Source organism: Streptomyces sp. NPDC002671, assembly GCF_053592475.1.
Genome location: NZ_JBSFVU010000004.1, coordinates 258,544 through 283,283 on the forward strand (window position 1 = coordinate 258,544; position 24,740 = coordinate 283,283).

A 24,740-nucleotide genomic window follows, 5' to 3' on the forward strand; every position below is an offset into this window, starting at 1 on the left:
CTGATGGAACCAACCGAGACCGGAACACCGGCCCGGGTCGCGTCGTACCGGACCATGACCGCCTTCACCCCCGCCGACGAGGAGCGCCGGCGCGGGGTACGGCACATGAAGCTGACGGCGGCCGGGCTGCTGCTGTTCGTGGCGGTGGTGTACGTCCTGGCCAAGTGGGCCGACCAGGCGGGCGCCGGGTCCTGGGCCGGGTACGTGGCCGCGGCGTCCGAGGCCGGCATGGTCGGCGCGCTGGCCGACTGGTTCGCCGTCACCGCCCTCTTCCGCCACCCCCTCGGCCTGCCCATCCCGCACACCGCGATCATCCCCACCAAGAAGGACCAGCTCGGGGTCTCCCTCGGCGAGTTCGTCGGCGAGAACTTCCTCTCCGAGGACGTCGTACGGCAACGGCTGCGCGCCGTCGGCATCGGCAGCCGCCTCGGCGCCTGGCTCGCCGTGCCCGAACACGCGGACCGGGTGACCGCCGAGCTGGCGACCGCCCTCCGCGGCGCGCTGGCCGTACTGCGCGACTCCGACGTCCAGGCCGTCGTCGGCGAGGCGATCACCCGGCGCGCCGACGCCCAGGAGATCGCGCCCGGCCTCGGCAAGATGCTGGAGAAGATCGTCGCCGACGGCGGCCACAAACGGGCCGTCGACCTGATCGTCTCCCGCGCCCACGACTGGCTCGTCCTGCACGGCGAAAGCGTGATGGACGCCGTCGAGGGCGGCGCTCCCGGCTGGACCCCCCGCTTCGTGGACCGGAAGATCGGCGAACGCGTCTACAAGGAGCTGCTGCGCTTCTGCGCCGAGATGCGCGACATGCCCTCCCACCCCGCCCGCGGCGCCCTCGACCGCTTCCTCACCGACTTCGCCTCCGACCTCCAGTCCGACACGGACACGCGCGCGCGGGTGGAACGGCTCAAGGGCGAGGTGCTCGGCCGGGGCGAGGTCCAGGACCTGATCGCCTCCGCGTGGACCGCCGTACGGTCGATGATCGTCGCGGCGGCCGAGGACGAGCGCAGCGAGCTGCGGCTGCGGGTACGGGCCGCGCTGCTGTCCCTGGGCACGCGGATGGCGAACGAGCCGAAGGTGCAGGAGAAGGTCGACAACTGGGTGGAGGGTGTGGCCGTGCACATCGTCACCACCTACCGCAAGGAGATCACCTCGCTGATCACCGAGACCGTGGCCGGCTGGGACGCGGAGCACACCACCCGCAAGATCGAGGCGCACATCGGACGCGACCTCCAGTTCATCCGGATCAACGGCACGGTGGTGGGTTCGCTCGCGGGTCTGCTGATCTACGTCATCTCGCGGGCGGTGGGGGCCTGAGGCGGGCACGCTTCGGGAGCTCTGCGGGGCCAGGAATACTGGCCTGCATGACCCGCTTGATCCTCGCCACCCGCAACGCCGGAAAGATCACCGAGCTGAGGGCGATCCTCGCCGACGCCGGGCTCCCCCACGAACTGGTCGGCGCCGACGCCTACCCGGACATCCCCGACGTCAAGGAAACCGGCGTCACCTTCGCCGAGAACGCCCTGCTGAAGGCCCACGCGCTCGCCCAGGCCACGGGGCTCCCGGCGGTCGCGGACGACTCCGGGCTGTGCGTCGACGTCCTGAACGGCGCCCCGGGCATCTTCTCCGCCCGCTGGGCGGGCCAGCACGGCGACGACAAGGCCAACCTGGAGCTGCTGCTGGCCCAGCTCGCCGACATCGCGGACGCGCACCGGGGCGCGCACTTCGCCTGCGCGGCGGCGCTGGCGCTGCCGGACGGGACGGAGCGGGTGGTCGAGGGGCGGCTGGTGGGTGTGCTGCGGCATGCTCCGTCCGGCACGAACGGGTTCGGGTACGACCCGATCCTCCAGCCGGAGGGAGAGACGCGGACCTGCGCCGAGCTGAGCCCCGAGGAGAAGAACGCGATCAGCCATCGGGGGAAGGCGTTCCGGGCGTTGGTGCCGGTGGTGCGGGAGCTGTTGGGCTGAACCCTGGTGCGGCCGGAGGGACTCGAACCCTCACGGGAGTTACCCCACTGGGACCTAAACCCAGCGTGACTGCCAATTCCACCACGGCCGCGTGGTGTTGCCCGGCCATGCTAGCGGCCGGGCAGCATCGTCAGATCCCCAGGTCCTTGATGATCTTGGCCACGTGGCCGGTGGCGCGGACGTTGTACAGGGCCCGTTCGACCTTGCCCTCCTCGTCCACGATCACCGTGGAGCGGATGACGCCGAGGTACTTCTTGCCGTAGTTCATCTTCTCGCCGAAGGCGCCGTACGCCTGAAGGACCTGCTTGTCGGGGTCGGCGAGGAGGGTGACCTTGAGGGACTCCTTCTCGCGGAACTTCGCCAGCTTCTCCGGCTTGTCGGGGGAGATGCCGATGACGTCGTAGCCGGCGTCGGCCAGCAGGGAGAGGTTGTCCGTGAAGTCGCAGGCCTGCTTGGTGCAGCCGGGGGTCAGGGCCGCCGGGTAGAAGTAGATGATCACCTTGCGGCCCTTGTGGGCGGACAGGGAGACCTCGTTGCCGTCGGCGTCGGGGAGGGTGAAGGCGGGGGCAACGTCCCCGGGCTGGAGTCGCTCGCTCATCGGAACAGCCTAACCGGGGGGCCTTGCCGTGCGGCGAAGCCGGGAGCTGACAGACTGTCCAGAACAGCATCAGGAGACTTCGGAGGCCGTACGGTGGCGGACACGTCGGACACGAGAACCCCGGCGCAGATCGAGGCGGACATCAAGCGCCGCCGTGAAGTGCTGGCGGAGACGCTCGACGAGATCGGGATGCGGGTGCACCCGTCGACGATCGTCGGGGACGCGAAGGCCAAGGTCGTCGCCCATATCGATCACACCGTCGGACGGGCCTACGTGCAGGTGAACCGCCTGGTCAGTGATGTGCGGGCGCAGTTCGTGGACGAGGAGGGCGCGCCGCGGATGGAGCGGGTCGTGCCCGCCGCGCTCGTCGTCGTGGGGGTCGTGGGGCTGCTCGCCCTAGGGTCGCGGCGGCGCAACAAGGACTGAGTGAGGCGGTGACCCGGGCGGGCACCGGCGTGGTCGAGGCAGGTAGGTTCGAGGCGTGAGCGCCAACAGAAACGAGCACAGGACCCCCCATCACGACAAGCTCCCCATCCGGATGCTGCACGACCGCGTGCTGGTCAAGCAGGACACCGGTGAGGGCGAGCGCCGGTCGGGGGGCGGGATCCTGATTCCGGCCACGGCGGCCGTCGGGCGGCGGCTGGCCTGGGCCGAGGTCGTCGCGGTCGGGCAGAACGTCCGGACCGTGGAGCCCGGGGACCGGGTCCTGTACGACCCGGAGGACCGGGCCGAGGTCGAGGTGCGGGGCGTGGCGTACGTGCTGATGCGGGAACGTGATCTGCACGCCGTGGCCGCGGACCGCTTCGAGGGGTCGGAGGACTCCACGGGGCTTTATCTCTGATCCACGGGCAGGTATCTCTGGTTCAGAGGCTGAGAGGGCCGGTGACTGTTGTCACCGGCCCTCTTTGTCGTTCCTTTGCTATCGGTCCTACAGTGCTCCGCCGCCTGTCGTCGGGCCTCCGGGGCCGCCACCTGTCGTCGGGCCGCCGGTGCCGCCGCCGGTGCCGCCGCCGTCGGTGCCGCCGCCGTCGGTGGTACCGCCTGTGGTGGTGCCTCCGGTGGTCGTACCGCCGCCGTCAGTGGTGGTGCCGGTGGTGCCGCCGCCGTCCGTCGTCGTACCGCCGCCGTCGGTGGTGGTGCCGGTGGTGCCGCCGCCGTTCGTCGTCGTGCCGCCGTCGGTGGGGTTGCCGTTGGTGGTGCCGTCGGTCGGGGTGCCGGTCGTGCCGCCGTTGTCCTGGTTGTCGCCGGTGGTGCCGCCGCCGTTGTCGTGGCCGCCGTCGGTGCCGGGCTCGGTGGAGGGGTCGGCGGTGGGCGGTGCGACCTGGTCGGCGCCCTGCTGGAGCTGGAGGTCGAAGTCGGCCGCCGGCTTGCCCTGGAGCGCGTCGTGCGTGTATTGGGCCCAGATCTGGGTGGGCGGGCCGCCGCCGTTCATGCGGGGCTGGCCGAGGGCGCCGTAGAGGGACACGTGCTTCGCCGTCACCGGGTCCTGGCCCATGACGGCGACGACGGTGGCCAGGTCGGGGGTGTAGCCCGCGAACCAGGCGGCCTTGTCCTCCTCGGCGGTGCCGGTCTTGCCGGCCGCCGGGCGGCCCGCGGCCTGCGCGGCGATCGCCGTGCCGTTGTCGACGACGCTCTGCAGGACGGAGGTGGTGGTGTCGGCGGCCTCGCGGGTGACGGCCTGCTTGACCGTCTGCTCGGGCAGCTTGACCTCTGTGCCCTCCTTGGTGATCTTCTCGACCAGGGTGTACGTGCCGTGCTTGCCGTGGTTGGCGAGGGTCGCGTACGACTCGGCCATGTCCAGCACGCTGGCGTTGGCGGTGCCGAGGGCGATGGACGGGTACGGGTTGAGGTCCGGGGTGCCGGTGGGGACGCCCAGGTCGATCGCGGTCTGCTTGACCTTGGCCGGCCCGACGTCGACGGCCATCTGGGCGTACACCGCGTTCACCGACAGGTCGGTGGCCTTGCGGACGGTGATCTGGCCGTACGACTTCTGGTCCTCGTTCTCCGGGGCGTAGGCGCCGCCGGACCAGCCCTCCACGGGGCGCTGGTTGGTGCCGTCGTAGTAGGTGTTCGGGGTGATGGGGCGGCCGTCCTGGGTGGTCGAGCCGTTCTGCACCGCGGAGGTGAACACGAACGGCTTGAAGGTCGAGCCGACCTGGAAGTCACCGCGGGTGGCGCCGTTGGTGTACTGCTTCACGTAGTCGATGCCGCCGTACATGGCGACGACCTTGCCGGTCTTGGGGTCGACGGAGGCGCCGCCGGCGCGGACGTAGGTGTCGGCCTTGTTGTTCTTCTTGTCCAGCTTGGAGATCAGCTGGTCGTTCACCGCCTTGACGAAGGAGTCCTGCCTGTCCTTCTGGATGGTGGTGGTGATGCGGTAGCCGCCGGCCGCGAGTTCCTCGGCGCTGATGATGTTGTTGGTGATCAGGTAGTGCTTGACCGCGTCCACGAGGTAGCCGCGCTGGCCTGACATGCCGGTGGAGACGGTCTGTTCCTTCGGCATCGGGAACTTCATGCCGGTGCGCTTGTCCTCGCTGAGCCAGCCCTTCTTGACCATGCCGTTGAGGACGTAGTTCCAGCGGGCGACGGCCGCGGACTTGTTCTCGGGGTGGGCTACGACGTCGTACTCGCTGGGCGCGTTGACGAGCGCGGCGAGGTAGGCGGCGCGGGCCGGGTCGAGGTCGGTGGCGTTCACGCCGTAGTAGGCCTGGGCGGCGGCCTGGATGCCGTAGGCGTTGCGGCCGAAGTAGCTGGTGTTGAGGTAGCCCTCGAAGATCTCGTCCTTGGTCTTGTTGCGGTCCAGCTTGATCGCGATGAAGAACTCCTTGGCCTTGCGGGTCAGGGTCTGTTCCTGGGCCAGGTAGTAGTTCTTCACGTACTGCTGGGTGATGGTCGAACCGGACTGCGTGCCCTTGCCGGTCGCCGTGTTCCAGGCGGCGCGCAGCATCGCCTTCGGGTCGACGCCGGACTCGGAGTAGAAGTCGCGGTCCTCGGCGGCCAGTACGGCGTGCTGAGCGTCCTTGGAGACCTCGGCGAGGCTGACGTTCTCACGGTTGACCTGGCTGTCGCGTGTGTCGCGGGCGATCTGGGAGCCGTCGGCGTAGAGGTAGACGTTGGCCTGCTTGGTGGCGAGGGCGTTGGCCGGCGGGATCTTCACGAGGGAGTAGCCGAGGAAGAACAGGCCGATGAGCAGCAGCATGCCGACGATGAAGGTGCTGAGCACCATGCGCCAGGTGGGGATGATCCGCCGCCAGCCGGTGCGCTTGGGCCGCTTGGGCTTCTTGCCCTTGCCACCGCCGGCTCCGCCGTTTGCGCCGCCGTTGCCGCCACCGGTTCCGCCGTCGGCGGAGGGGGTGGGGGTCGCCGCGGTCGCGGAGGCTGCCTTGGCGGCGGTGCCGAGTACGGCTGCGCGGGCGGCCTCGGCACCGGCCGCGGCACCCAGAGCTGCGGCACCGGCCGCGGCGGGGTTGGGGCGGGGGGTACGGGCAGCAGCGGGGTTCACCCCGGCGGACGCGGAGGCCGCGGTGGCCGTACCCTCGCCGCCGGGCTGGCCGGGCTCGGGCTTCCGGGGTGCGTTGACACGCCGGAGGACCTGGGTGCTCTCGGCGGGACGGTCCCCGGCGCCCTGAGCAGCGGGGCCGGCCTTGCCGGAGGGGGCGGGCGACTGGGACGCCTGCGCCTGCCGGGCTTGAGACGACTGGGACGACTGCGGTGCCTTGGGCGCATTCACGCGCCGGAGGACCTGCGTGCTCTCCGGCGACTGAGGCTGCTCGGCGGCAGAACGCCCTGCGGAGCCGGCGGACCCCCGGGCAGCCGAGGCCTCCCGGGAGCCGGCGGAGTCACCGGCAGCCGGAGTCTGCCCGGAAGCAGCGGAACCACCGGAAGCCCGGGTCTCCCGGGGAGCAGCGGACCCACGGGGGGCCGGGATCTCCCGGGAAGCAGCGGACCCACCCGCAGCCGGGGTCCCCTGAGAACCAGCGGACCCACCAGCGCCCCGGACCTCCCGGGAACCAGCGGCCCCACCCGCAGCCGAGGCCCCTCGGGAACCGGCGGACGCACCCGCAGCCGAAGCCTGCCCCGAAGCAGCGGAACCACCCGCAGCCCGGGTCTCCCGGGGAGCAGCGGACCCACGGGGGGCCGGGATCTCCCGGGAAGCAGCGGACGCACCCGCAGCCGAAGCCTGCCCCGAAGCAGCGGAACCACCCGCAGCCCGGGTCTCCCGGGGAGCAGCGGACCCACCGGCAGCCGAGGCCGCCTGGGAGCCAGCGGACGCACCAGTGCCCCGGACCTCCCGGGAAGCAGCGGACCCACCCGCGGCCGGAGTCTCCCCGCCCGCGCCGGCTCCCGTACCGGCCGACCGGCCGGGCTGCTCCCTGCGGGCCGCCTGGGCAGCCCGGCGGGCCCGGGCCATGGACATGGTCTGGTCCTGACGCGGCGGACCCGCGGGGGCGGCCCCGCTGTCCTTGGCGCGCGTGGCCTCCGGAGTCCCCGGGGCGGCCTTCGTGCCCGAGGTCCCCTCGGTGCCCGCCGGCTTCCCGGCACTCCGCGACTCCCGCGTACCCCCGGGGGCACCGGCGTTCCCCGGCTCCCGAGCGCTACCGGACCCACCGGCGCTCCTGGGGCTCCCGGCGCTTCCCGGCTCCCGGGCGCCCCTCGGCCCCCCGGCACCCCCCGGCTCGCCCGTCTGCTTCTTCGCCGTGCTCCCCTCGCTCCCCAGGTTCCTCTCGGTGGCCGTGCTGTCACGGCCCTCGGGGTTTTCGGGCCCTTCAGCCTGCTGCGGCTGCGGCTCGTCGCTCATGTCGTGCACGGACTCCTGTTTCGTCGTACGTCGTTCCCGTACGCCTCGTACGCCTTCTGCGCCCCCAGTTTGAAGACTCTCGCACCTGGCGTTCCGTTCCCGGATTCCGGCACGCTTCCGCAGAAAATGCGTGGCCGGTCGCCGGGCCTCGGACTAGGCTCCTGCGCTTCGGTGTCGAGCTGTCTCGAGGAGGTCGACTGGCGTGGGTGCGGGACGGTTGTACGCGGCCGTCGCGACGGGGGGGTTCAGACGGTACGCGACCTATCGGGCCGCCACTGCGGCAGGGGTGTTCACCAACACGGTCTTCGGGCTGATCCTCGTCTATACGTACCAGGCGCTGTGGGACGTGCGACCGCACCTGGGCGGGTACGACCAGGCGCAGGCCGTGACCTATGTGTGGCTGGGGCAGGCGTTCCTGTCGACGCTCGCGATCGGCGGCGGGGGCGTCGAGGACGAGTTGATGGAACGCATCCGTACGGGGGACGTGGCGATCGACCTGTACCGGCCGGCCGATCTTCAGCTGTGGTGGCTGGCCGCCGATGTGGGCCGGGCGTTCTTCCAGCTGCTGGGGCGGGGGCTGGTGCCGTTCGTCTTCGGTGCGCTGTTCTTCCCGGTGTATCTGCCGACCGCCGTCGGCACCTGGGTGGCGTTCCTCGTGGCCGTGCTGCTGGCGATGCTGGTGGGCTTCGGGATCCGGTTCCTGGTGGCGCTGAGCGCGTTCTGGCTGCTGGACGGCACGGGGGTGACGCAGATGGCGTGGCTCGCCGGGTTCTTCTGCTCGGGGATGCTGCTGCCGCTGAACGTGTTCCCGGGCGCGCTCGGGGAGGTCGTACGGGCGCTGCCGTGGTCGTCGCTGCTGCAGGCGCCGGCGGACATCCTGCTGGGGCACGCGGATCCGTGGAGCACGTACGCGTTCCAGGGGGCGTGGGCGGTGGCGCTGCTGGGGGCCGGGCGGCTGGTGCAGTCGGTGGCGACGCGGCGGGTGGTGGTCCAGGGTGGCTGAGGACAGCCGGGTGTGGGAGAGCGGCCGGGTGCGGGAGGGGGTTCGGGCGTACCGGCTGATCGCGGGGATGTGGGTGCGGTCCACGATGGCCTACCGCGCGTCCTTCGTGATGACGGCGTTCGGGAACTTCGCGGCGACCTTTCTCGACTTCGTCGCGATCATGCTGATGTTCTCGCGGGTGGACGCGCTGGGCGGCTATGCGCTCCCCGAGGTGGCGTTCCTGTACGGGCTGTCGGCCGTGTCCTTCGGGCTGGCCGATCTGGTGATCGGGTCGATGGACCGGCTGGGGCGGCGGGTGCGGGACGGCACGCTGGACACGCTGCTGGTGCGTCCGGCGCCGGTGCTGGCGCAGGTGGCGGCCGACCGGTTCGCGCTGCGCAGGCTGGGCCGGGTGACGCAGGGGTCGCTGGTGCTGGGCTGGTCGCTGACCCGGGTGGACATCGACTGGACGGCGGCGAAGCTGCTGCTGATGCCGGTGATGGTGGTGAGCGGCTGCGGGATCTTCTGCGCGGTGTTCGTGGCGGGCGCGGCGTTCCAGTTCGTGGCGCAGGACGCGTCGGAGGTGCAGAACGCGTTCACCTACGGCGGCACGACGCTGTTGCAGTATCCGCCGACGGTGTTCGGGCGGGAGCTGGTGCGCGGGGTGACCTTCGTGGTGCCGCTGGCCTTCGTCAACTGGCTGCCCGCGGCCTTCGTGCTGGGGCGGCCCCTTCCGCTGGGCCTGCCGGGGTGGGCGGCGTGGGCGTCGCCGCTGGTGGCGGTGGGGTGCTGTGCGCTGGCGGGGCTGGCGTGGCGGGCGGGACTTCGTTCGTATCGGAGCACAGGGAGTTAGCGCGGTGCCGGACAGTGACGTCAGTGCGGTGGAGGGTGCGGTGGAGGATGAGTTCATTCACCTCGACCGGGTCGAGAAGGTCTTCGAGGTACGCAAGAAGACGGGGTTCCTCAAGCGGGAGCGGCGGCAGGTGCGGGCGGTGGACTCGCTCTCCTTCGGTGTGGCGCGGGGGGAGATGGTCGGGTACATCGGGCCGAACGGCGCCGGGAAGTCGACCACGATCAAGATGCTGACCGGCATCCTGACGCCGAGCGGGGGCCGGCTGCGGGTGGCGGGGATCGATCCGTCGCGGGAGCGGCGGCGGCTGGCGCACCGGATCGGGGTGGTGTTCGGGCAGCGGACCACGCTGTGGTGGGATCTGCCGCTGATCGACTCGTACCGGCTGGCGCACCGCATGTACCGCATCCCGGACGCCCGTTACCGGGAGAACCTGGACCGGTGTGTCGAACTGCTGGAGCTGGGCGGCCTGTTGGATGTGCCGGTGCGGCAGCTGTCGCTGGGGCAGCGGATGCGCGGGGACATCGCGGCGGCGCTGCTGCACGATCCGGAGGTGCTGTACCTGGACGAGCCGACGATCGGCCTGGACGTGGTCTCCAAGGCGAAAGTGCGGGGTTTCCTGAAGGAGTTGAACGCCGAGCGCGGCACGACCGTGCTGCTGACCACGCACGACCTCCAGGACATCGAGCAGCTGTGCTCGCGGGTGATGGTGATCGACCACGGGCGGCTGATGTACGACGGCCCGCTCGCGGGGCTGCACGAGGCCGGGGAGGGCGAGCGGACGCTGGTGGTGGACCTGGAGCGGGAGTTGCCGCCGATCGAGGCGCCGGTGGGCCGAGTGGTGCGGGTGGAGGGGCCGCGGCAGTGGCTGGCGTTCCCGGCGGGCCAGTCGGCGGCGCCGCTGGTGGCATACATCGCGGCCGAGTATCCGCTGGTGGACCTGTCGGTGCGGGAGCCGGACATCGAGGCGGTCATCGCCAAGATGTACGTGGACAAGGCCGTCTCGTAGGCTGCCCTCATGACGGAAGACGCTGTCCCGGACCTCCCGGATCTCCGGGCGTCCGACGCCGACCGTGAGCGGGTCGCCGAGGTCCTGCGGGACGCCCTCGCCGAAGGGCGGCTCGACATGGAGGAGTTCGAGGAGCGGCTGGAGGCGACCTACAAGGCCCGTACGTATGCCGAGCTGACGCCGCTTACCCGGGATCTGCCGGCCGCCGGGGCGGTGGCGCCGCCTCCGGTCTCGTTCACCAAGGCTCCGGTGGAGAGCGGGAGTTGGGCGGGCCGGTTCGTGGGTGGCGAGGGGTCGTCCGCGTGGGCGGTCGCCATCCTGTCGGGGTTCGAGCGCAAGGGCCGCTGGACGGTGCCGAAGCGGTTCAGCTGCTTCGCGTTCTGGGGCGGTGGCGAGATCGACCTCAGGGAGGCGAATTTCGCGGACCGTGAGGTCGAGATCAACTGTGTGGCGATCATGGGCGGGATGCAGGTGATCGTGCCGCCGGGGGTCGAGGTCGTCGTGCGCGGCATCGGTGTGATGGGCGGCTTCGAGCACCCCGAGGACGACGGCCCGCCCGAGCCCGGCGCGCCGCGCGTGGTGATCAGCGGGTTCGCCTTCTGGGGCGGGGTCGGTGTGGAGCGCAAGATCACCCGGGCCGAGCGGCAGCGGCTGAAGGAGCAGCGCCGGCAGGAGAAGCTGGAGCACCGGGACTCCCGCAAGGAGCTGCGGGACCGGCGCCGGCACGGGGAGTACTGAGCCGGCACTCCCCCGGCCCTGTCGTCGTTACGGCGTGCACACCTTCGTCAGTTCACCCGCCGCGTCGGTGACGGGGCTGACGTCGGGGGTGCGGTCGCCGTTCTTGATGGCCGTACGGACGTTGTCCACGGCCTTGTTGAGGTCGTCCACCGCCTTGTTGACGTCGGTGTCGTCCGTCTTGTCGCCGATCTTCTTCAGGTTCTTCTCGATGGAGTCGAGGGAGGCGTCCGCCTGGGTGGGGTCGTTCGCCGCGTTCTCCACGGCCTGCTGGAGGTCGGTGACACTGTCGGCTATCGAGTCCGCGGTCTGCACGCAGTCCAGGGCCTTGCTCACGGCATCACAGCCGGTGGTGAGGCCTGTGGTGAGCGCGGCGGTCGCTACGACGGCGGCGACTGCGGTGAGACGGCCTCGGCGTCGGCTGGCGGCCATGGTGGTGTTCCCTCCCCTGTATACGGTGGCCGGGCGCACGGCGGTGATCCGTGCGCCCGTAATCGTAGGGACGCCGGGGAGGGTGCGGGGGTTGCCCTGCTGTACCCCGGGTTTTGGCGCGCCCTTTACTTTGCGCGTTACTTCTCGAGCGCGCTGGCCAGCGCGGCCTTCTGGATCGTGGTCAACTCGGCGCAGCCGCTGACGGCGAGGTCGAGCAGGGCGTTCAGCTCCTCGCGGGCGAAGGGCTCGGCCTCGGCGGTGCCCTGGACCTCGACGAAGCGGCCGTCGCCGGTGCAGACGACGTTCATGTCGGTCTCGGCGCGCACGTCCTCCTCGTAGCAGAGGTCGAGCAGCGGGACGCCGCCGACGATGCCGACGGAGACGGCGGAGACGGTGCCGATGAGCGGCTGGCGGCCGGCCTTGATCAGCTTCCGGCCGCGCGCCCAGGTGACGGCGTCGGCCAGGGCCACGTAGGCGCCGGTGATCGCCGCGGTGCGCGTGCCGCCGTCGGCCTGGAGGACGTCGCAGTCGAGGACGATGGTGTTCTCGCCGAGCGCCTTGTAGTCGATGACGGCGCGCAGGGAGCGGCCGATGAGGCGGGAGATCTCGTGGGTACGGCCGCCGATCTTGCCCTTGACGGACTCTCGGTCTCCCCGGGTGTTCGTGGCGCGGGGCAGCATGGCGTACTCCGCGGTGACCCAGCCCTCGCCGCTGCCCTTGCGCCAGCGCGGGACTCCTTCGGTGACGGAGGCGGTGCAGAAGACCTTGGTGTCGCCGAAGGAGACGAGGACGGAGCCCTCGGCGTGCTTGCTCCATCCGCGCTCGATGGTGATCGGGCGCAGTTGTTCAGGGGTACGGCCGTCGATGCGAGACATGACGTCGAGCCTATCCGGAGTAACGGAAGGGGCTCCTCCCCCGGCGGGAAGAGCCCCTAACAGGTGAACCGGCACGGCTCACATCATGTCTTCGATCTCCCCGGCGATCGGGTCGGCGTCGGTGCCGATGACGACCTGGATGGCGGTGCCCATCTTGACGACGCCGTGGGCGCCGGCGGCCTTCAGGGCGGCCTCGTCGACCAGCGAGGCGTCGACCACCTCGGTGCGGAGCCGGGTGATGCAGCCCTCGATCTCCTCGATGTTGTCGAGCCCGCCGAGCGCGGCGACGATCTTCTCAGCCTTGGTGGCCATGTTCCGTCTCCCTGAATTCCCTGATCCGAACCGATTTGACGCAGTAACCCACAGTTGGCCCAACTTTGCGAGCGGTCATGCTGTACGTGCCGAATGATGGCGATCACGACAGCGGAACCGTCCGCCAACTGGTCTACACCACCCGGGGGACGGTCGCCAAACCGCGTCCGAGTCGAGCGGCCCGGGAGGACGTCGATGAGCGCCAACAGCGCCGAGAGCGCGGTCGGTCCGGCACGGGAACGCTGGCACCGGCTCTTCCAGGGCATGCAGAAGATGGGCCGCAGTCTCCAGCTCCCGATCGCGGTGCTCCCGGCCGCGGGCATCCTCAACCGGCTGGGCCAGCCGAACGTGTTCGGTGCCGAGGGGCTCGGCTGGACCGACGTCTCGAAGGTGATGGGCGGCGCGGGCGGCGCCCTCCTCGACGGCTCCCTCGGCCTTCCCCTGCTGTTCTGCGTGGGCGTGGCGATCGGGATGGCGAAGAAGGCGGACGGCTCGACGGCGCTCGCGGCGGTGGCGGGCTTCCTCGTCTACTACAACGTGCTGCACCAGTTCCCCGCGTCCTGCCCCGGCGGCTCGAAGGCGGTCCCGGACGTCGGCTGCCAGGTCAGCGTCGGTGCGGGCGGCGGCGCGGTGACTCCCTTCACCTTCCAGAACCCGGGGGTGTTCGGCGGCATCGTCATGGGCCTGCTGGCGGCCTTCTTCTGGGCGCGCTACCACCGCACCAGGCTGGTCGACTGGCTCGGCTTCTTCAACGGGCGCCGCCTGGTGCCGATCATCATGGCGTTCGTCGCCATCGTCTTCGCGGCGCTGTGCCTGTGGATCTGGCCGCCGGTCGGCCACGGCCTGGAGAGCTTCGGCAAGTGGCTGCGGGACGCGGGCTCGTGGGGCGCGGGCATCTTCGGCGTCGCCAACCGGGCCCTGCTCGTCGTCGGGCTGCATCAGTTCCTGAACGTGCCCATCTGGTTCCAGTTCGGCAGCTACACCAAGCCGGACGGCACCGTGGTGCACGGCGACATCAACATGTTCCTGCAGGGCGACCCGCACGCGGGCCAGTTCACCTCGGGCTTCTTCCCGATCATGATGTTCGCCCTGCCGGCGGCGGCGCTGGCGATCGCGCACTGCGCCAAGCCGAGCCGCCGCAAAGAGGTCGGCGGCATGATGCTCTCGGTGGCGCTGACCTCGTTCGTCACGGGGATCACCGAGCCGATCGAGTACTCCTTCATGTTCATCGCGCCCCTGCTCTACGCCGTCCACGCGCTGCTGACCGGGGTGTCGATGGCGGTGACCTGGGCGCTCGGGGTGCACGACGGCTTCAGCTTCTCGGCGGGCCTCATCGACTACGTCATCAACTGGAACCTGGCGACCAGACCCTGGGCGATCATCCCGATCGGTCTCGGCTTCGCGGCCGTCTATTACGCCGTCTTCCGCTTCGCGATCACGAAGTTCGACCTGAAGACACCGGGCCGGGAGCCGGAGGACGAGGTCGAGGACGTCACGAAGGTCTGAGCCACTGCGCGTAGCCCTTTCGTAGCGGATTTCGTGGTTCCTTATCTGCCCTTCATCGTGTACAACAGGTCTACACCACTGAGTGGTGTAGACCACCCCCGATGGAGGACCTATGACCACCGCCACCGCAACGGCGGCCCCCGCGAAGAAGCGGGGATCCGGCCTGTTCCAGGGTCTGCAGAAGGTCGGCCGCAGCCTGCAGCTCCCGATCGCCGTGCTGCCGGCGGCGGGCATCCTGCTCCGGCTCGGCCAGGACGACGTGTTCGGCAAGGACGGTCTCGGGTGGAACAAGGTCGCGGCCGTGTTCGCCACCGCCGGCGACGCCGTGTTCAGCAACCTGCCGCTGCTGTTCTGCGTGGGCATCGCCATCGGCTTCGCCAAGAAGGCCGACGGTTCCACCGCGCTGGCCGCGCTGGTCGGCTTCCTGGTGTACAAGAACGTGCTGACCGCGTTCCCGATCACCGAGGCCAAGGTCACCAAGGGTGCGGACATCGCCGCCACCTACAACGACCCCAAGGTCTTCGGCGGCATCATCATGGGCCTCATAGCCGCCGTGACCTGGCAGCGTTTCCACCGGACCAAGCTGCCCGACTGGCTGGGCTTCTTCAACGGCCGCCGTCTGGTCCCGATCCTGATGGCCTTCATCGGCACCGGCGTCGGCGTGGTCTTCGGTCTGATCTGGGAGCCCATCGGCAACGTCATCACGAACTTCGGCGAGTGGATGACCGGCCTCGGTGCCGTCGGCGCGGGCATCTTCGGCGCCATCAACCGAGGGCTTCTGCCGGTCGGCATGCACCAGTTCGTCAACACGGTGGCCTGGCAGGAGATCGGCTCCTACAAGGACTCCTCCGGTGCCGTCTGGCACGGTGACCTGCCGCGCTTCTTCCACGGCGACCCGACCGCCGGCCAGTTCATGACGGGCTTCTTCCCGATCATGATGTTCGCCCTGCCGGCCGCCGCCCTGGCGATCACCCACTGCGCCCGGCCCGAGCGCCGCAAGGTCGTCGGCGGCATGATGCTCTCGCTGGCCCTGACCTCGTTCGTCACCGGCATCACCGAGCCGATCGAGTTCGCGTTCATGTTCATCGCCCCGCTGCTGTACGCGATCCACGCGGTCCTCACCGCCGTCTCGATGGCCGTCACCTGGTCGCTGGGCGTGCACCACGGCTTCAGCTTCTCGGCCGGTGCGATCGACTACTTCCTCAACTGGGGCCTGGCCACCAAGCCCTGGATGATCATCCCGATCGGCCTGGTCTTCGCGGTGATCTACTACGTGGTCTTCCGCTTCGCGATCATCAAGTTCAACATCCCCACCCCGGGCCGCGAGCCCGAGGAGGAGGTCGAGGACCTCACCAAGGCGTGAGTCCCGCCACCACGGCATGAACAAGGCCCCGGAACCGGCGAGGTTCCGGGGCCTTCGCGTACGTCCGACTAGATCTCGTACGTCTTCCGCGGCGCGGCCAGTTCCACCGGGCCGTCGTAGACCGCGCGGGCGTCCGCGAGGTTGACCTGCGGGTCGGTCCACGGCGGGATGTGGGTGAGGACCAGGCGCCGCGCGCCCGCGCGGGCGGCCGTCTCGCCCGCCTCGCGGCCGTTGAGGTGCAGGTCCGGGATGTTCTCCTTGCCGTACGTGAACGCGGCCTCGCACAGGAACAGGTCGGTGTCCCGGGCCAGCGTGTCCAGCGCCTCGGTGACGCCCGTGTCGCCGGAGTACGTCAGCGAGCGCCCCCCGTGCTCAAGACGGATGGCGTACGCCTCCACGGGGTGGCTGACCCGCTCGGTGTGCACCGTGAAGGGGCCGATCTCGAACGTGGACGGCTTGACCGTGTGGAAGTCGAAGACCTCGCTCATCGAGGACGCGGAGGGCGTGTCGGCGTAGGCCGTGGTCAGCCGGTGTTCGGTGCCCTCGGGGCCGTAGACCGGGATCGGGTCACAGCGACCGCCCTCGTGGCGGTAGTAGCGCGCGACGAAGTACCCGAGCATGTCGATGCAGTGGTCGGCGTGCAGATGGCTGAGGAAGATCGCGTCGAGGTCGTAGAGACCGCAGTGGCGCTGCAGCTCGCCGAGGGCGCCGTTGCCCATGTCGAGGAGCAGCCGGAAGCCGTCGGCCTCGACGAGGTAGCTCGAACAGGCCGATTCCGCGGACGGGAACGACCCCGAGCAGCCGACGACGGTGAGCTTCATGAAGCAGAAACCTCCGTTGGCGGGAAAACGGTGGGCGGGAGCGGAAGAGCGGTGAAGAAAGGGTCGCGAACACGTGGGGGCGCAGGGGTCGTGCGGTCCGTCGAGAGTAAGGCGCGGAAGGGCGGGTCGCTTCCCTGCCAGGGGCCGTTGTGGGCGAACTCACCTGTGCTGTCACCGGTTCGGCTGGACCCGTGGCGGATACGGCGCGCAAGAAGGCGCGCGATGCTCGGCGCGCGCCGGTAACGTCGTGGCTATGGACACGTCCTGGTGGCTGGCGCTCGCGGCGGTGGTGCTGCTCGCGCTGGTCGCCACGCTCGTCGACGGCTGGGGCCGCGGGCGGCGGCCCGGCGGTCACCGGCTGCGTCCGCCCGGACGGCCCGGCGGCCGGCGGGCGCCGGGCGCGCGGCCGAGTCCGGGCGACATCTGGTGGGCCGAAGTGCCTTACGAGGAGGACAGGACCGGGGTTAAGGACCGGCCCTGTCTGGTGCTGGCCGTGCATGGCGACCGGGCCACGGTCGCGAAGATCACCACCAAGTACCACGACGAGCGCGCCGGGGTGATCCCGCTGCCGCCCGGCGCGGTCGGCGACGCCCACGGCCGGCCCAGCTTCCTGGAGACCGACGAGCTGCGCGAGGTGCCGGTGGGCGACTTCCGGCGCCGGGTGGGCGTGGTCGACCCGGTCCTGTGGGACCAGGTACGGCACCTTGCGGGCTGAGCCGACGGACGAGGGCTGTCAGCGGACGGTGACGGTCACCTTCCACTCTTGGATGCCCTTGCAGGACATCTGGCCGGGCGCGGTGGGCTCGGCGCACAGCGGGCGGGACGAGGTCAGCTCGGCCTTTCCGGCCGCCACCGCCCGGTAGGCCGCCGAGGCGTCGCCCGGTAGGAGGACGAGGCCCGCGTTGATCGCCTCCAGGGCCGTGCCGGTCAGGCTGACCGGCTTCCAGGGGCGCTCCTTGGTGCCGTCCAGGGTGAGCCGCAGCTCGCCACCCTTGACCAGGCAGACGGTACGGCCGTTGTCGGCGGCCGTCAGCTCCAGCCGGCTCGTGCATGCCCCGGCGGTCGGGTTCGGCGAGCGCGTGGGGGCGGACGGCGACACGTTGTCGTTGCTGCCTGAGTCCCCGCCGCCGCTCTGGGAACCGCAGGCGGTGAGGAGCAGCGCTGCCGCCGCGAGAGCGATGGGCGTCGTACGGCGCATGAATCCGCCTTTCTGCCGTGGCCGGGGCCGGCCGCTGGTGCAGATGTGACGTACCAGCGGCACAAACGGATCCCCTGCACAGCAGGATCCCGCACACGGCTCGCGTGTGCGGGATCCCAGGGCCGTACGGGTCAGCTGGTCGTCAGGGCGGTGTCGTCCACGACGAAGCTGGTCTGCAGCGAGGAGTCCTCCACGCCGTTGAACTTCAGGGTGACCGTCTGACCGGCGAACGAGGACAGGTCGAAGGTCTTCTGCGCGTACCCGGAGGCGGCGTTGACGTTGGAGTACGTCGCCAGGGTGGTCGAACCGGCGGACACGGTCAGCTTGTCGTACGCGGTGCTGCCGGTCTCGGCGGTGTCGATGTGCAGGTAGAAGGTGAGCGTGGCCTTGCAGCCGGCCGGGATCGTCACCGACTGGGACACCGTGTCGGTGTGCGAGGAGCCGTAGCCGTCGAGCCAGGCCTTGTAGGAGCCGCCGTGCGCGGCCTCACCGGTGTCGTTGGTGATGACACCGCTGGACGCCGTCCAGCCGGTGGCGCCCGACTCGAAGCCGGGGTTGGCCAGCAGCTGGGAGGAGGTGCAGGTGCCGCCCGTGGCGGTGACCGTCCAGGTGAAGGAGGTCGAGCCGGAGGCGCCGGTGGAGTCGGTCGCGGTCACGGTGACCTGGTAGGTGCCCGCGGCGGACGCCGTGCCGGAGATCAGGCCGGTGGAGCTGTTGATGGACAGCCCGGTCGGCAGACCGGAGGCGCTGTAGGTCAGGGTCGCGCCCGCGCTGTCGGTGGCGTTGACCTGGAGGCTCGCCGCGCTGCCGGTGGCCGTGGACTGGCTGCCGGGGTTGGTGACGGTCACCGTGTTGCCGCTGGTGGTGCCGGAGGTGAAGGCGGCGGTGCCGTTCGGGGTGCCCCAGCCGGTCGGGCCGTCGTAGCCGGTGCCCGCGGTGCAGAAGTACGAGGTGGTGCAGGAGCCGTTGGAGCCGCTGGTCACGTCGTACAGGTTGCCGGTGTGCTGGTACGGGTACTTCGCCGGGTAGTCGGTCGAGCCCGGGGTGCCCGCGAGGGCGTAGACGCCGGCGACGATCGGGGCGGAGGCGCTGGTGCCGCCGACGACGCCCCAGCCGGTGCCGCCGTAGGTGTCGTAGACCGCGACGCCGGTGGCCGGGTCGGCGACCGCGGAGACGTCGGCCTCCATGCGCTTGGTGCAGCCGGTGTCGGTCTGCCAGGCCGGCTTCGGGTCGTAGGCGGAGCAGCCGGAGCCGGTGCCCTCGGTGGAGTTGGTGTGCCACACCGACTCGGACCAGCCGCGGGAGTTGGTCGAGGTGGTGAGCGCGGTGCCGCCGACGGCGGTCACGTACTGGGAGGTCGCCGGGTACTCGGCGCCGTAGGCGGAGTCACCGGAGGAGACGGTGATGGCGACGCCCGGGTGCTTGAAGTACTGGGTGTCCTCGGTGGTCTGGCTGGACGCCTCGGAGCCGCCCCAGCTGTTGGAGACGAACTTGGCGCCGAGCGCGACCGCCTCGTTCTCGGCGATGCCGAGGTCGGTGTCGTTCGCGGAGTTGGCCTCGACGAGGATGATGTTGCAGTTCGGGCAGACGGCGCTGACCATGTCGAAGTCGAGCGCCTCTTCACCGGCCCAGCCGGTGTCGTTGGTGGGCAGGCTCGTCGTCGAACCGGTCTGGCTTACCTGCTTGAAGCAGCCGTTGGCCTTGGTGCAGGAGGACAGGCCGTACTGCGAACGATAAGTGGCCAGGTCCGACTCGGCGTTGGGGTCGTTGTACGCGTCGACGATGGCGACCGTCATGCCGGAACCGCCCGTGGTGGGCAGCTTGTAGGCGCTGTGCAGGTTGGCCGGGGAGAGGCCGGAGGGCGTGGCGGCGGCGAGGGCCGAGGCGAGCCGCTGCTTGATGTCGGTACGGCGCTCGGCGAAGCAGGACGCGTGACCCGGCGCAGGCTTGGCGCACAGGTGCTCGGTCGGGACCTTCTGGCCGGCCTTGCCGGTCGTGTGGAAGGTCTGCCGCGTGGGGTCGGTCAGGGCCTTGGTGTTCTGCCCGACCTTGGTGGTGGGGTGCGCGGCGGCCGGGGCCGCCGCGGGCTGGGCGCCGGCCACCGGTGCCGCCGCCAGTCCGGCGACGGTGAGGGCGAGCGCGGGGAAGGCGACGGCGAGGAGTCTTCGCAGACCCGTCGTCCGCTCGCCCGTGCGTGACTCACGCATGGGGTACTGCCTCCATGGGGAAGTGGGGTTTCTCGCATTGGAAGGGCAGGCCCGTGATGCGCGTAGCGGCGGCGAAATGACGCAATCATGAGCATGACACTGTCCGGGAGGAACCTAGCCTTGGCCCTGGCATCACCGGCAGTACTGAAGGCAAGTCTTTGCCCAGCCATAAAAAGCGCTTAGCCCCCTCATAGGAGGGGGCTGGTGTGCGCTTGGGACGATCTAGGCCCAGAGCTGGCCCTGGAGGGTCTCGATGGCCTCTTCCGTCGTGGCCGCCGTGTAGACGCCGGTGGAGAGGTACTTCCAGCCGCCGTCGGCCACGACGAAGACGATGTCGGCGCTCTGGCCGGCCTTGACCGCCTTGTTGCCGACGCCGATCGCCGCGTGCAGGGCGGCGCCGGTGGAGACGCCCGCGAAGATGCCCTCCTGCTGGAGGAGTTCCCGGGTGCGGGTGACCGCGTCGGCCGAGCCGACCGAGAAGCGGGTGGTGAGGACGGAGGCGTCGTACAGCTCCGGTACGAAGCCCTCGTCGAGGTTGCGCAGGCCGTACACCAGGTCGTCGTAGCGCGGTTCGGCGGCGACGATCTGCACGTCCGGCTTGTGCTCGCGCAGGTAGCGGCCGACGCCCATCAGGGTGCCCGTGGTGCCGAGACCGGCGACGAAGTGGGTGATGGAGGGGAGGTCGGCCAGAATCTCCGGGCCGGTGGTCGCGTAGTGGGCGCCCGCGTTGTCCGGATTGCCGTACTGGTAGAGCATCACCCAGTCGGGGTGCTCGGCGGCCAGCTCCTTGGCCACGCGCACGGCGGTGTTGGAGCCGCCCGCGGCCGGGGAGGAGATGATCTCGGCGCCCCACATGCCGAGCAGGTCACGGCGCTCCTGCGAGGTGTTCTCGGGCATCACGCACACCATGCGGTAGCCCTTGAGCTTGGCGGCCATCGCGAGCGAGATGCCGGTGTTGCCGGAGGTGGGCTCCAGGATCGTGCAGCCCGGGGTCAGCCGGCCGTCCTTCTCCGCCTGCTCGACCATGTGCAGGGCGGGACGGTCCTTGACCGAGCCGGTCGGGTTGCGGTCCTCCAGCTTGGCCCAGATCCGGACCTCGGCGGACGGCGACAACCGCGGCAGGCGCACCAGAGGGGTGTTGCCCACCGCGGCCAGCGGGGAGTCGTAGCGCATCGTCGGTCAGCGGCCGATCAGGCCATGCCGCCGGCGACGGCCGGCAGGATCGTCACGGTGTCGCCCTCGGACAGCTTGGTGTTGATGTTGTCGAGGAAGCGGACGTCCTCGTCGTTCAGGTACACGTTGACGAAGCGGCGCAGCTGACCCTTGTCCACGATGCGGGCCTCGATGCCCGTGTAGCGGGTCTCCAGGTCGGCGAACAGCGCGGCGAGCGTCTCACCGTTGCCCTCCACCGCCTTCTGGTTGTCGGTGTACTGGCGAAGGATGGTGGGGATGCTGACCTTGATGGCCATGGTTGCGGGCTCCTGTCGGGGAAAGTTCGTCGTTTCGGTGTGCGCGCGCGGAGCGGCGCGCCGCGGCGTACGGCCGTACGGCGGGGCGGGGAACGTCAACAGATGGCGCTGTTCAGCCTGCACAGGTCGACGTGCAGCCGCGCCACGAGCAGGATGCCCGGCGTCTTCTCGCTCACGTCGTTCAGAACCATGGACTCATCGTATCGATTCCCGATCCGGGTCCCCGAGTGTGATCTCGAATGGCGGATGACTTTTGACCGGATGCTGAGATCAGTAGGCCTCGACGACCTTGACCTCCTCCTCCGTGACCTCGCCGTCCACGATGCGGTACGAGCGGAACTGGAACTCACCGAGGCCGTCGGTGTCGGCCGTCGACACGAGGACGTAGTGGGCACCCGGCTCATTGGCGTAGGAGATGTCGGTGCGGGACGGGTAGGCCTCGGTCGCGGTGTGGGAGTGGTAGATGATCACCGGCTCCTCGTCGCGGTCGTCCAGCTCCCGGTAGAGCTTGAGCAGATCCTGCGAGTCGAACTCGTAGAAGGTGGGCGAGCGGGCCGCGTTGAGCATCGGGATGAAGCGCTCGGGGCGGCCGGCGCCCTCCGGGCCCGCCACGACGCCGCACGCCTCGTCGGGGTGGTCCTCGCGCGCGTGGGCGACGATCTGGTCGTAGAGCGCCTGGGTGATGGTCAGCATGACGCTCAGAATAAGCATGTGGGCCGCCCTGTACCGAGGTTCGGTACAGGGCGGCCCACATGGTGGACGTCCTGAGCGGCAGCGGCCGGGGGCGCCACGAGTGCTCCCGGCCGCCGGACGTCCTGGGTGGAAGTCAGCGCTTGGTGAAGGCGGCGGCCTCCGGGTTGCGGCGCTTGAGCGCCCAGTAGGAGACACCGAGGATCGCTGCCCACAGCGGTGCACAGTAAAGCGAGATCCGGGCGTCCTTGTCGATGCCCATCATCACGATCACCATGCCGATGAAGGCGAGCGCGGACCAGCTGGCCAGCCGGCCGCCCGGCGCGCGGAACTCGGAGCGGGGCAGCACACCGCGGTCGGACAGGGTCCGGTAGCGGATCTGGCAGATCAGGATGACGATCCAGGCCCACATGCCGGAGATGGTGGCGAAGGAGACCACGTAGTCGAACGCCTTGCCCGGCCACTGGTAGTTGATCCAGACGCCCACCATCATCAGCGCGGCGGAGACCGTCGTGCCCACCAGCGGGGTGCCGCTGGAGGTCAGCTTCGTGAAGGCCTTCGGGCCCTGGCCGTTGAGCGCGAGGTCGCGCAGCATGCGGCCGGTGGAGTACATGCCGGAGTTGCAGGACGACAGCGCGGCCGTGAGGACCACGAAGTTGACGATGCCCGCGCCCGCGGCGAAGCCCATCTTCTCGAAGGCGGCCACGAAGGGGCTGACGCCCGGGTGGAACTGCGTCCACGGCACGACCGACAGGATCATGATCAGCGCGCCCACGTAGAAGACGGCGATGCGCCACGGCACGGTGTTGATCGCCTTGGGCAGCACGGTCTTCGGGTCCTTGGACTCGCCCGCGGTCACACCGACCAGCTCGACGGCGAGGAAGGCGAACATGACCATCTGCAGGGTCATCAGGGTGTTGCCGATGCCGTGCGGGAAGAAGCCGCCGTCGCTCCACAGGTGGCTCACGGAGGCGGTGTCGCCGGCGTCGGAGAAGCCGAGGGTGAGGATGCCGGCGCAGATCAGGATCATGCCGATGATCGCGGTGACCTTGACCATCGAGAACCAGAACTCCAGCTCACCGAAGAGCTTCACCGAGATCAGGTTGGCGCCGTACAGGATGACCGTGAAGACCAGGGCCGACAGCCACTGCGGGATGTTCCACCAGTACGTCATATAGGCAGCCGCGGCGGTGACCTCGGTGATGCCGGTGACGACCCAGAACAGCCAGTAGGTCCAGCCGGTGACGAACCCGGCGAAGGGACCGATGAACTCGCGCGCGTACTCCGAGAAGGAACCGGACACCGGCCGGTACATCAGCAGTTCGCCGAGCGCCCGCATGATGAGGAAGATGACCAGGCCCGCGACGGCGTACGCCAGGATCAGGCTGGGGCCCGCCTTGGAGATGCCCTTGCCCGCGCCGAGGAACAGGCCGGTGCCGATGGCACCGCCGATGGCGATCATCTGGATCTGCCGCGAGCCGAGCCCGCGCTGATACCCCTCGCCGCCGCCCTCTGCCGCGTCCCGCACGGCCTCGTTGCCGTCCCGATGCTGATCGACCTGCGCTGAGGTCATTGTGTGGATCGCCTTTCTCCATGCCGAACCGGGCCTTTCGTCGGCCTCGGATCGGGTTTCGATCCCCCCGGATTGATGGAGCTGGGCGGCTTTCCAGGTCCGCCCGTGCCTGGCCGGCGGTTGCCGGCTCGGTGGCGCACCCGGCCGAACATGGGTGGTGTTGGCCGGGCGGTCGTGAAGATTTATCACGGCCGCAATATTGATCGCGGGGGCGCGTTGTGAGGCATCACACAGGGAAAAGCGGACAAAGAACTACCAATTGCGGCAAACATGGCCGCAACGGTAACGGGATCGTTATCCGGATCTGAGCGTCCGTTGAGCGAACACTTTCGCGCCCATATCGGGGCACAAAGGTCGGCGGTTACGGCATCAGAGTCGCCACGAGGGTCTCCTGGAGCCCGCCCAGCCACAGATAGGCCATCACCATCGGCTTGCGCGGGTCCTCGTCCGGGAGCCGGTAGAGCATGTCGGTGTCGTCCTCGTCGGTGATCTCCAGCCGGGCGCCGATGGCCAGGCGGAGGTCGTTGAGGGCGCCGAGCCACTGCCGGGACTCGTCCGGGCTCAGCTGGAGCACCGCTCCGTCGTCCCCGCCCGGGGTGAGCGCGTCCAGGGTGCGGATGACCGCGAGCGCGTTGTCCCGCTTGCCGGCCCTGAGGTCGTTCTCGGTGTAGCGGCGGAACTCCGCGGAGTGCGCCCGCTGTTCCTCGGCCTGCCCCGGCGAGTCGGGCACCCGCTCCGGGTCGCTGTAGGCGTCCGGGAAGAGCCTGCGCAGGACCGGGTCGGCGGGCGGCTCGCTCGGCCCCTCGGCGAACAGCTCGGCGAGCGGGTCCGCGGGGGCGCCCTCGGCGGGGCCGGGGCCGATGAGCTCCAGGAGCTGGACGGCCAGCGACCGGATGATCGAGATCTCGACGTCGTCGAGCGCGACGGCCGCGCCGCCGCCGGGAAGCGGTTCAAAGGTTCCGGGCATGGGTCTTTTCGCTGCTTGGCGGTCTACTGGCTGGCTACTTGCTGGCTACTTGCGATCCTGCTGAAGGGTGGCCCACAGACCGTAGCCGTGCATCGCCTGCACGTCGCGCTCCATCTCCTCGCGTGTACCGCTGGAGACGACCGCCCGGCCCTTGTGGTGGACGTCGAGCATGAGCTTGGTGGCCTTGTCCTTGGTGTAGCCGAAGTACATCTGGAAGACGTAGGTCACGTAGCTCATCAGGTTGACCGGATCGTTGTGGACGATCGTCAGCCAGGGGACGTCGGGCTCGGGTACGGCGAAGACCTCCTCCGCCGATTCGGTGCGTTCGATCTCTACGGGCGCGGGTGACGTCACAGTGCCCATGCTGCCACGCCCCCGATAAATCGTC

General features: G+C 70.0%; 26 protein-coding genes and 1 tRNA gene. 11 read left to right on the top strand and 16 right to left on the bottom strand.

All coding sequences use genetic code 11. The annotated features are described in order from the left end of the window. Nucleotides 1-3 precede the first annotated feature (3 nt). Nucleotides 4-1,317, top strand: a complete 1,314-nt coding sequence (locus ACWD35_RS08035; RefSeq protein WP_451350302.1) for a DUF445 domain-containing protein — start codon at nucleotides 4-6, stop codon at nucleotides 1,315-1,317. Between the two features lie 47 nt (nucleotides 1,318-1,364). After that, nucleotides 1,365-1,967 (top strand): RdgB/HAM1 family non-canonical purine NTP pyrophosphatase, encoded by a 603-nt coding sequence (gene rdgB / locus ACWD35_RS08040; RefSeq protein WP_451350303.1) that lies wholly within the window; start codon nucleotides 1,365-1,367, stop codon nucleotides 1,965-1,967. Nucleotides 1,968-1,971: 4 nt separating this feature from the next. On the opposite strand, the gene ACWD35_RS08045 is transcribed toward rdgB, so the two are convergent. Further along, nucleotides 1,972-2,058 (bottom strand) — tRNA-Leu (locus ACWD35_RS08045). 39 nt (nucleotides 2,059-2,097) lie between these two features. After that, a complete protein-coding gene (bcp, locus tag ACWD35_RS08050) occupies nucleotides 2,098-2,565 on the bottom strand; it encodes a thioredoxin-dependent thiol peroxidase (protein ID WP_451350304.1) in 468 nt (155 codons plus the stop codon). A gap of 93 nt (nucleotides 2,566-2,658) precedes the next feature. Between bcp and ACWD35_RS08055 the strand changes: the two genes are divergently transcribed. Then, complete coding sequence (locus ACWD35_RS08055) at nucleotides 2,659-2,991, top strand: DUF3618 domain-containing protein (RefSeq protein ID WP_451350305.1); 333 nt, start codon at nucleotides 2,659-2,661, stop codon at nucleotides 2,989-2,991. A 112-nt stretch (nucleotides 2,992-3,103) separates the two neighbouring features. Then, entirely contained in the window at nucleotides 3,104-3,406 is a 303-nt protein-coding gene (locus tag ACWD35_RS08060) for a GroES family chaperonin (RefSeq protein ID WP_076089203.1), read from the top strand. Nucleotides 3,407-3,493: 87 nt separating this feature from the next. On the opposite strand, the gene ACWD35_RS08065 is transcribed toward ACWD35_RS08060, so the two are convergent. Continuing rightward, nucleotides 3,494-6,295, bottom strand: coding sequence for a transglycosylase domain-containing protein (locus ACWD35_RS08065; RefSeq protein ID WP_451350306.1), 2,802 nt, complete (start codon nucleotides 6,293-6,295; stop codon nucleotides 3,494-3,496). Nucleotides 6,296-7,565: 1,270 nt separating this feature from the next. Between ACWD35_RS08065 and ACWD35_RS08070 the strand changes: the two genes are divergently transcribed. The 4 genes from ACWD35_RS08070 to ACWD35_RS08085 are packed head-to-tail and all read left to right on the top strand — an operon-like array spanning nucleotide 7,566 to nucleotide 10,942. Beyond that, nucleotides 7,566-8,366: an ABC transporter permease gene (locus tag ACWD35_RS08070; protein ID WP_451350307.1), complete on the top strand. Its 801-nt coding sequence runs from the start codon at nucleotides 7,566-7,568 to the stop codon at nucleotides 8,364-8,366. Beyond that, nucleotides 8,359-9,198: an ABC transporter permease gene (locus tag ACWD35_RS08075; RefSeq protein WP_451350308.1), complete on the top strand. Its 840-nt coding sequence runs from the start codon at nucleotides 8,359-8,361 to the stop codon at nucleotides 9,196-9,198. Before ACWD35_RS08070 ends, ACWD35_RS08075 begins: the two co-directional genes overlap by 8 nt. 4 nt (nucleotides 9,199-9,202) lie before the next feature. Then, entirely contained in the window at nucleotides 9,203-10,204 is a 1,002-nt protein-coding gene (locus tag ACWD35_RS08080) for an ABC transporter ATP-binding protein (RefSeq protein WP_451350309.1), read from the top strand. 9 nt (nucleotides 10,205-10,213) lie between these two features. Continuing rightward, the gene (locus ACWD35_RS08085) at nucleotides 10,214-10,942 is read left to right on the top strand and encodes a DUF1707 SHOCT-like domain-containing protein (protein ID WP_451350310.1); all 729 of its coding nucleotides are present in this window, start codon (nucleotides 10,214-10,216) and stop codon (nucleotides 10,940-10,942) included. Between the two features lie 27 nt (nucleotides 10,943-10,969). Here ACWD35_RS08085 and ACWD35_RS08090 read toward each other — a convergent pair whose 3' ends face one another. The 3 genes from ACWD35_RS08090 to ACWD35_RS08100 all read right to left on the bottom strand — a co-directional run bounded on the left by ACWD35_RS08090 (nucleotide 10,970) and on the right by ACWD35_RS08100 (nucleotide 12,558). Beyond that, the gene (locus ACWD35_RS08090; protein WP_451350311.1) at nucleotides 10,970-11,371 is read right to left on the bottom strand and encodes a hypothetical protein; all 402 of its coding nucleotides are present in this window, start codon (nucleotides 11,369-11,371) and stop codon (nucleotides 10,970-10,972) included. Nucleotides 11,372-11,508: 137 nt separating this feature from the next. Then, complete coding sequence (gene rph / locus ACWD35_RS08095; RefSeq protein ID WP_451350312.1) at nucleotides 11,509-12,246, bottom strand: ribonuclease PH; 738 nt, start codon at nucleotides 12,244-12,246, stop codon at nucleotides 11,509-11,511. Between the two features lie 78 nt (nucleotides 12,247-12,324). Then, nucleotides 12,325-12,558 (bottom strand): glucose PTS transporter subunit EIIB, encoded by a 234-nt coding sequence (locus ACWD35_RS08100; protein WP_451350313.1) that lies wholly within the window; start codon nucleotides 12,556-12,558, stop codon nucleotides 12,325-12,327. A 195-nt stretch (nucleotides 12,559-12,753) separates the two neighbouring features. Between ACWD35_RS08100 and ACWD35_RS08105 the strand changes: the two genes are divergently transcribed. After that, a complete protein-coding gene (locus tag ACWD35_RS08105) occupies nucleotides 12,754-14,064 on the top strand; it encodes a PTS transporter subunit EIIC (RefSeq protein WP_451350314.1) in 1,311 nt (436 codons plus the stop codon). A gap of 112 nt (nucleotides 14,065-14,176) precedes the next feature. Further along, nucleotides 14,177-15,427 (top strand): PTS transporter subunit EIIC, encoded by a 1,251-nt coding sequence (locus tag ACWD35_RS08110; RefSeq protein WP_451350315.1) that lies wholly within the window; start codon nucleotides 14,177-14,179, stop codon nucleotides 15,425-15,427. Nucleotides 15,428-15,495: 68 nt separating this feature from the next. Here the strand turns inward: ACWD35_RS08110 and ACWD35_RS08115 are convergent, their stop codons facing one another. Beyond that, nucleotides 15,496-16,248 (bottom strand): MBL fold metallo-hydrolase, encoded by a 753-nt coding sequence (locus ACWD35_RS08115; protein ID WP_451350316.1) that lies wholly within the window; start codon nucleotides 16,246-16,248, stop codon nucleotides 15,496-15,498. Nucleotides 16,249-16,501: 253 nt separating this feature from the next. On the opposite strand from ACWD35_RS08115, the gene ACWD35_RS08120 reads away from it, so the two are divergent. After that, the gene (locus tag ACWD35_RS08120; RefSeq protein WP_451350317.1) at nucleotides 16,502-16,963 is read left to right on the top strand and encodes a type II toxin-antitoxin system PemK/MazF family toxin; all 462 of its coding nucleotides are present in this window, start codon (nucleotides 16,502-16,504) and stop codon (nucleotides 16,961-16,963) included. Between the two features lie 18 nt (nucleotides 16,964-16,981). Here ACWD35_RS08120 and ACWD35_RS08125 read toward each other — a convergent pair whose 3' ends face one another. The 9 genes from ACWD35_RS08125 to clpS form a co-directional block, all read right to left on the bottom strand. Beyond that, entirely contained in the window at nucleotides 16,982-17,446 is a 465-nt protein-coding gene (locus ACWD35_RS08125) for a hypothetical protein (RefSeq protein ID WP_451350318.1), read from the bottom strand. Nucleotides 17,447-17,577: 131 nt separating this feature from the next. Beyond that, nucleotides 17,578-19,653, bottom strand: a complete 2,076-nt coding sequence (locus tag ACWD35_RS08130; protein WP_451350319.1) for a putative Ig domain-containing protein — start codon at nucleotides 19,651-19,653, stop codon at nucleotides 17,578-17,580. Between the two features lie 222 nt (nucleotides 19,654-19,875). Then, nucleotides 19,876-20,826, bottom strand: a complete 951-nt coding sequence (locus ACWD35_RS08135) for a PLP-dependent cysteine synthase family protein (RefSeq protein ID WP_451350320.1) — start codon at nucleotides 20,824-20,826, stop codon at nucleotides 19,876-19,878. A 17-nt stretch (nucleotides 20,827-20,843) separates the two neighbouring features. After that, entirely contained in the window at nucleotides 20,844-21,122 is a 279-nt protein-coding gene (locus ACWD35_RS08140) for a MoaD/ThiS family protein (protein WP_451350321.1), read from the bottom strand. Between the two features lie 95 nt (nucleotides 21,123-21,217). After that, the gene (locus ACWD35_RS08145) at nucleotides 21,218-21,313 is read right to left on the bottom strand and encodes a putative leader peptide (protein ID WP_020940333.1); all 96 of its coding nucleotides are present in this window, start codon (nucleotides 21,311-21,313) and stop codon (nucleotides 21,218-21,220) included. 79 nt (nucleotides 21,314-21,392) lie between these two features. Next, nucleotides 21,393-21,815 (bottom strand): Mov34/MPN/PAD-1 family protein, encoded by a 423-nt coding sequence (locus ACWD35_RS08150; protein ID WP_451350322.1) that lies wholly within the window; start codon nucleotides 21,813-21,815, stop codon nucleotides 21,393-21,395. A gap of 133 nt (nucleotides 21,816-21,948) precedes the next feature. Beyond that, a complete protein-coding gene (locus ACWD35_RS08155; protein WP_451350323.1) occupies nucleotides 21,949-23,385 on the bottom strand; it encodes an amino acid permease in 1,437 nt (478 codons plus the stop codon). Between the two features lie 361 nt (nucleotides 23,386-23,746). Continuing rightward, a complete protein-coding gene (locus ACWD35_RS08160) occupies nucleotides 23,747-24,352 on the bottom strand; it encodes a DUF2017 domain-containing protein (RefSeq protein WP_451350324.1) in 606 nt (201 codons plus the stop codon). 45 nt (nucleotides 24,353-24,397) lie between these two features. Next, nucleotides 24,398-24,715: an ATP-dependent Clp protease adapter ClpS gene (clpS, locus tag ACWD35_RS08165; protein ID WP_451350325.1), complete on the bottom strand. Its 318-nt coding sequence runs from the start codon at nucleotides 24,713-24,715 to the stop codon at nucleotides 24,398-24,400. Nucleotides 24,716-24,740 lie beyond the last annotated feature (25 nt).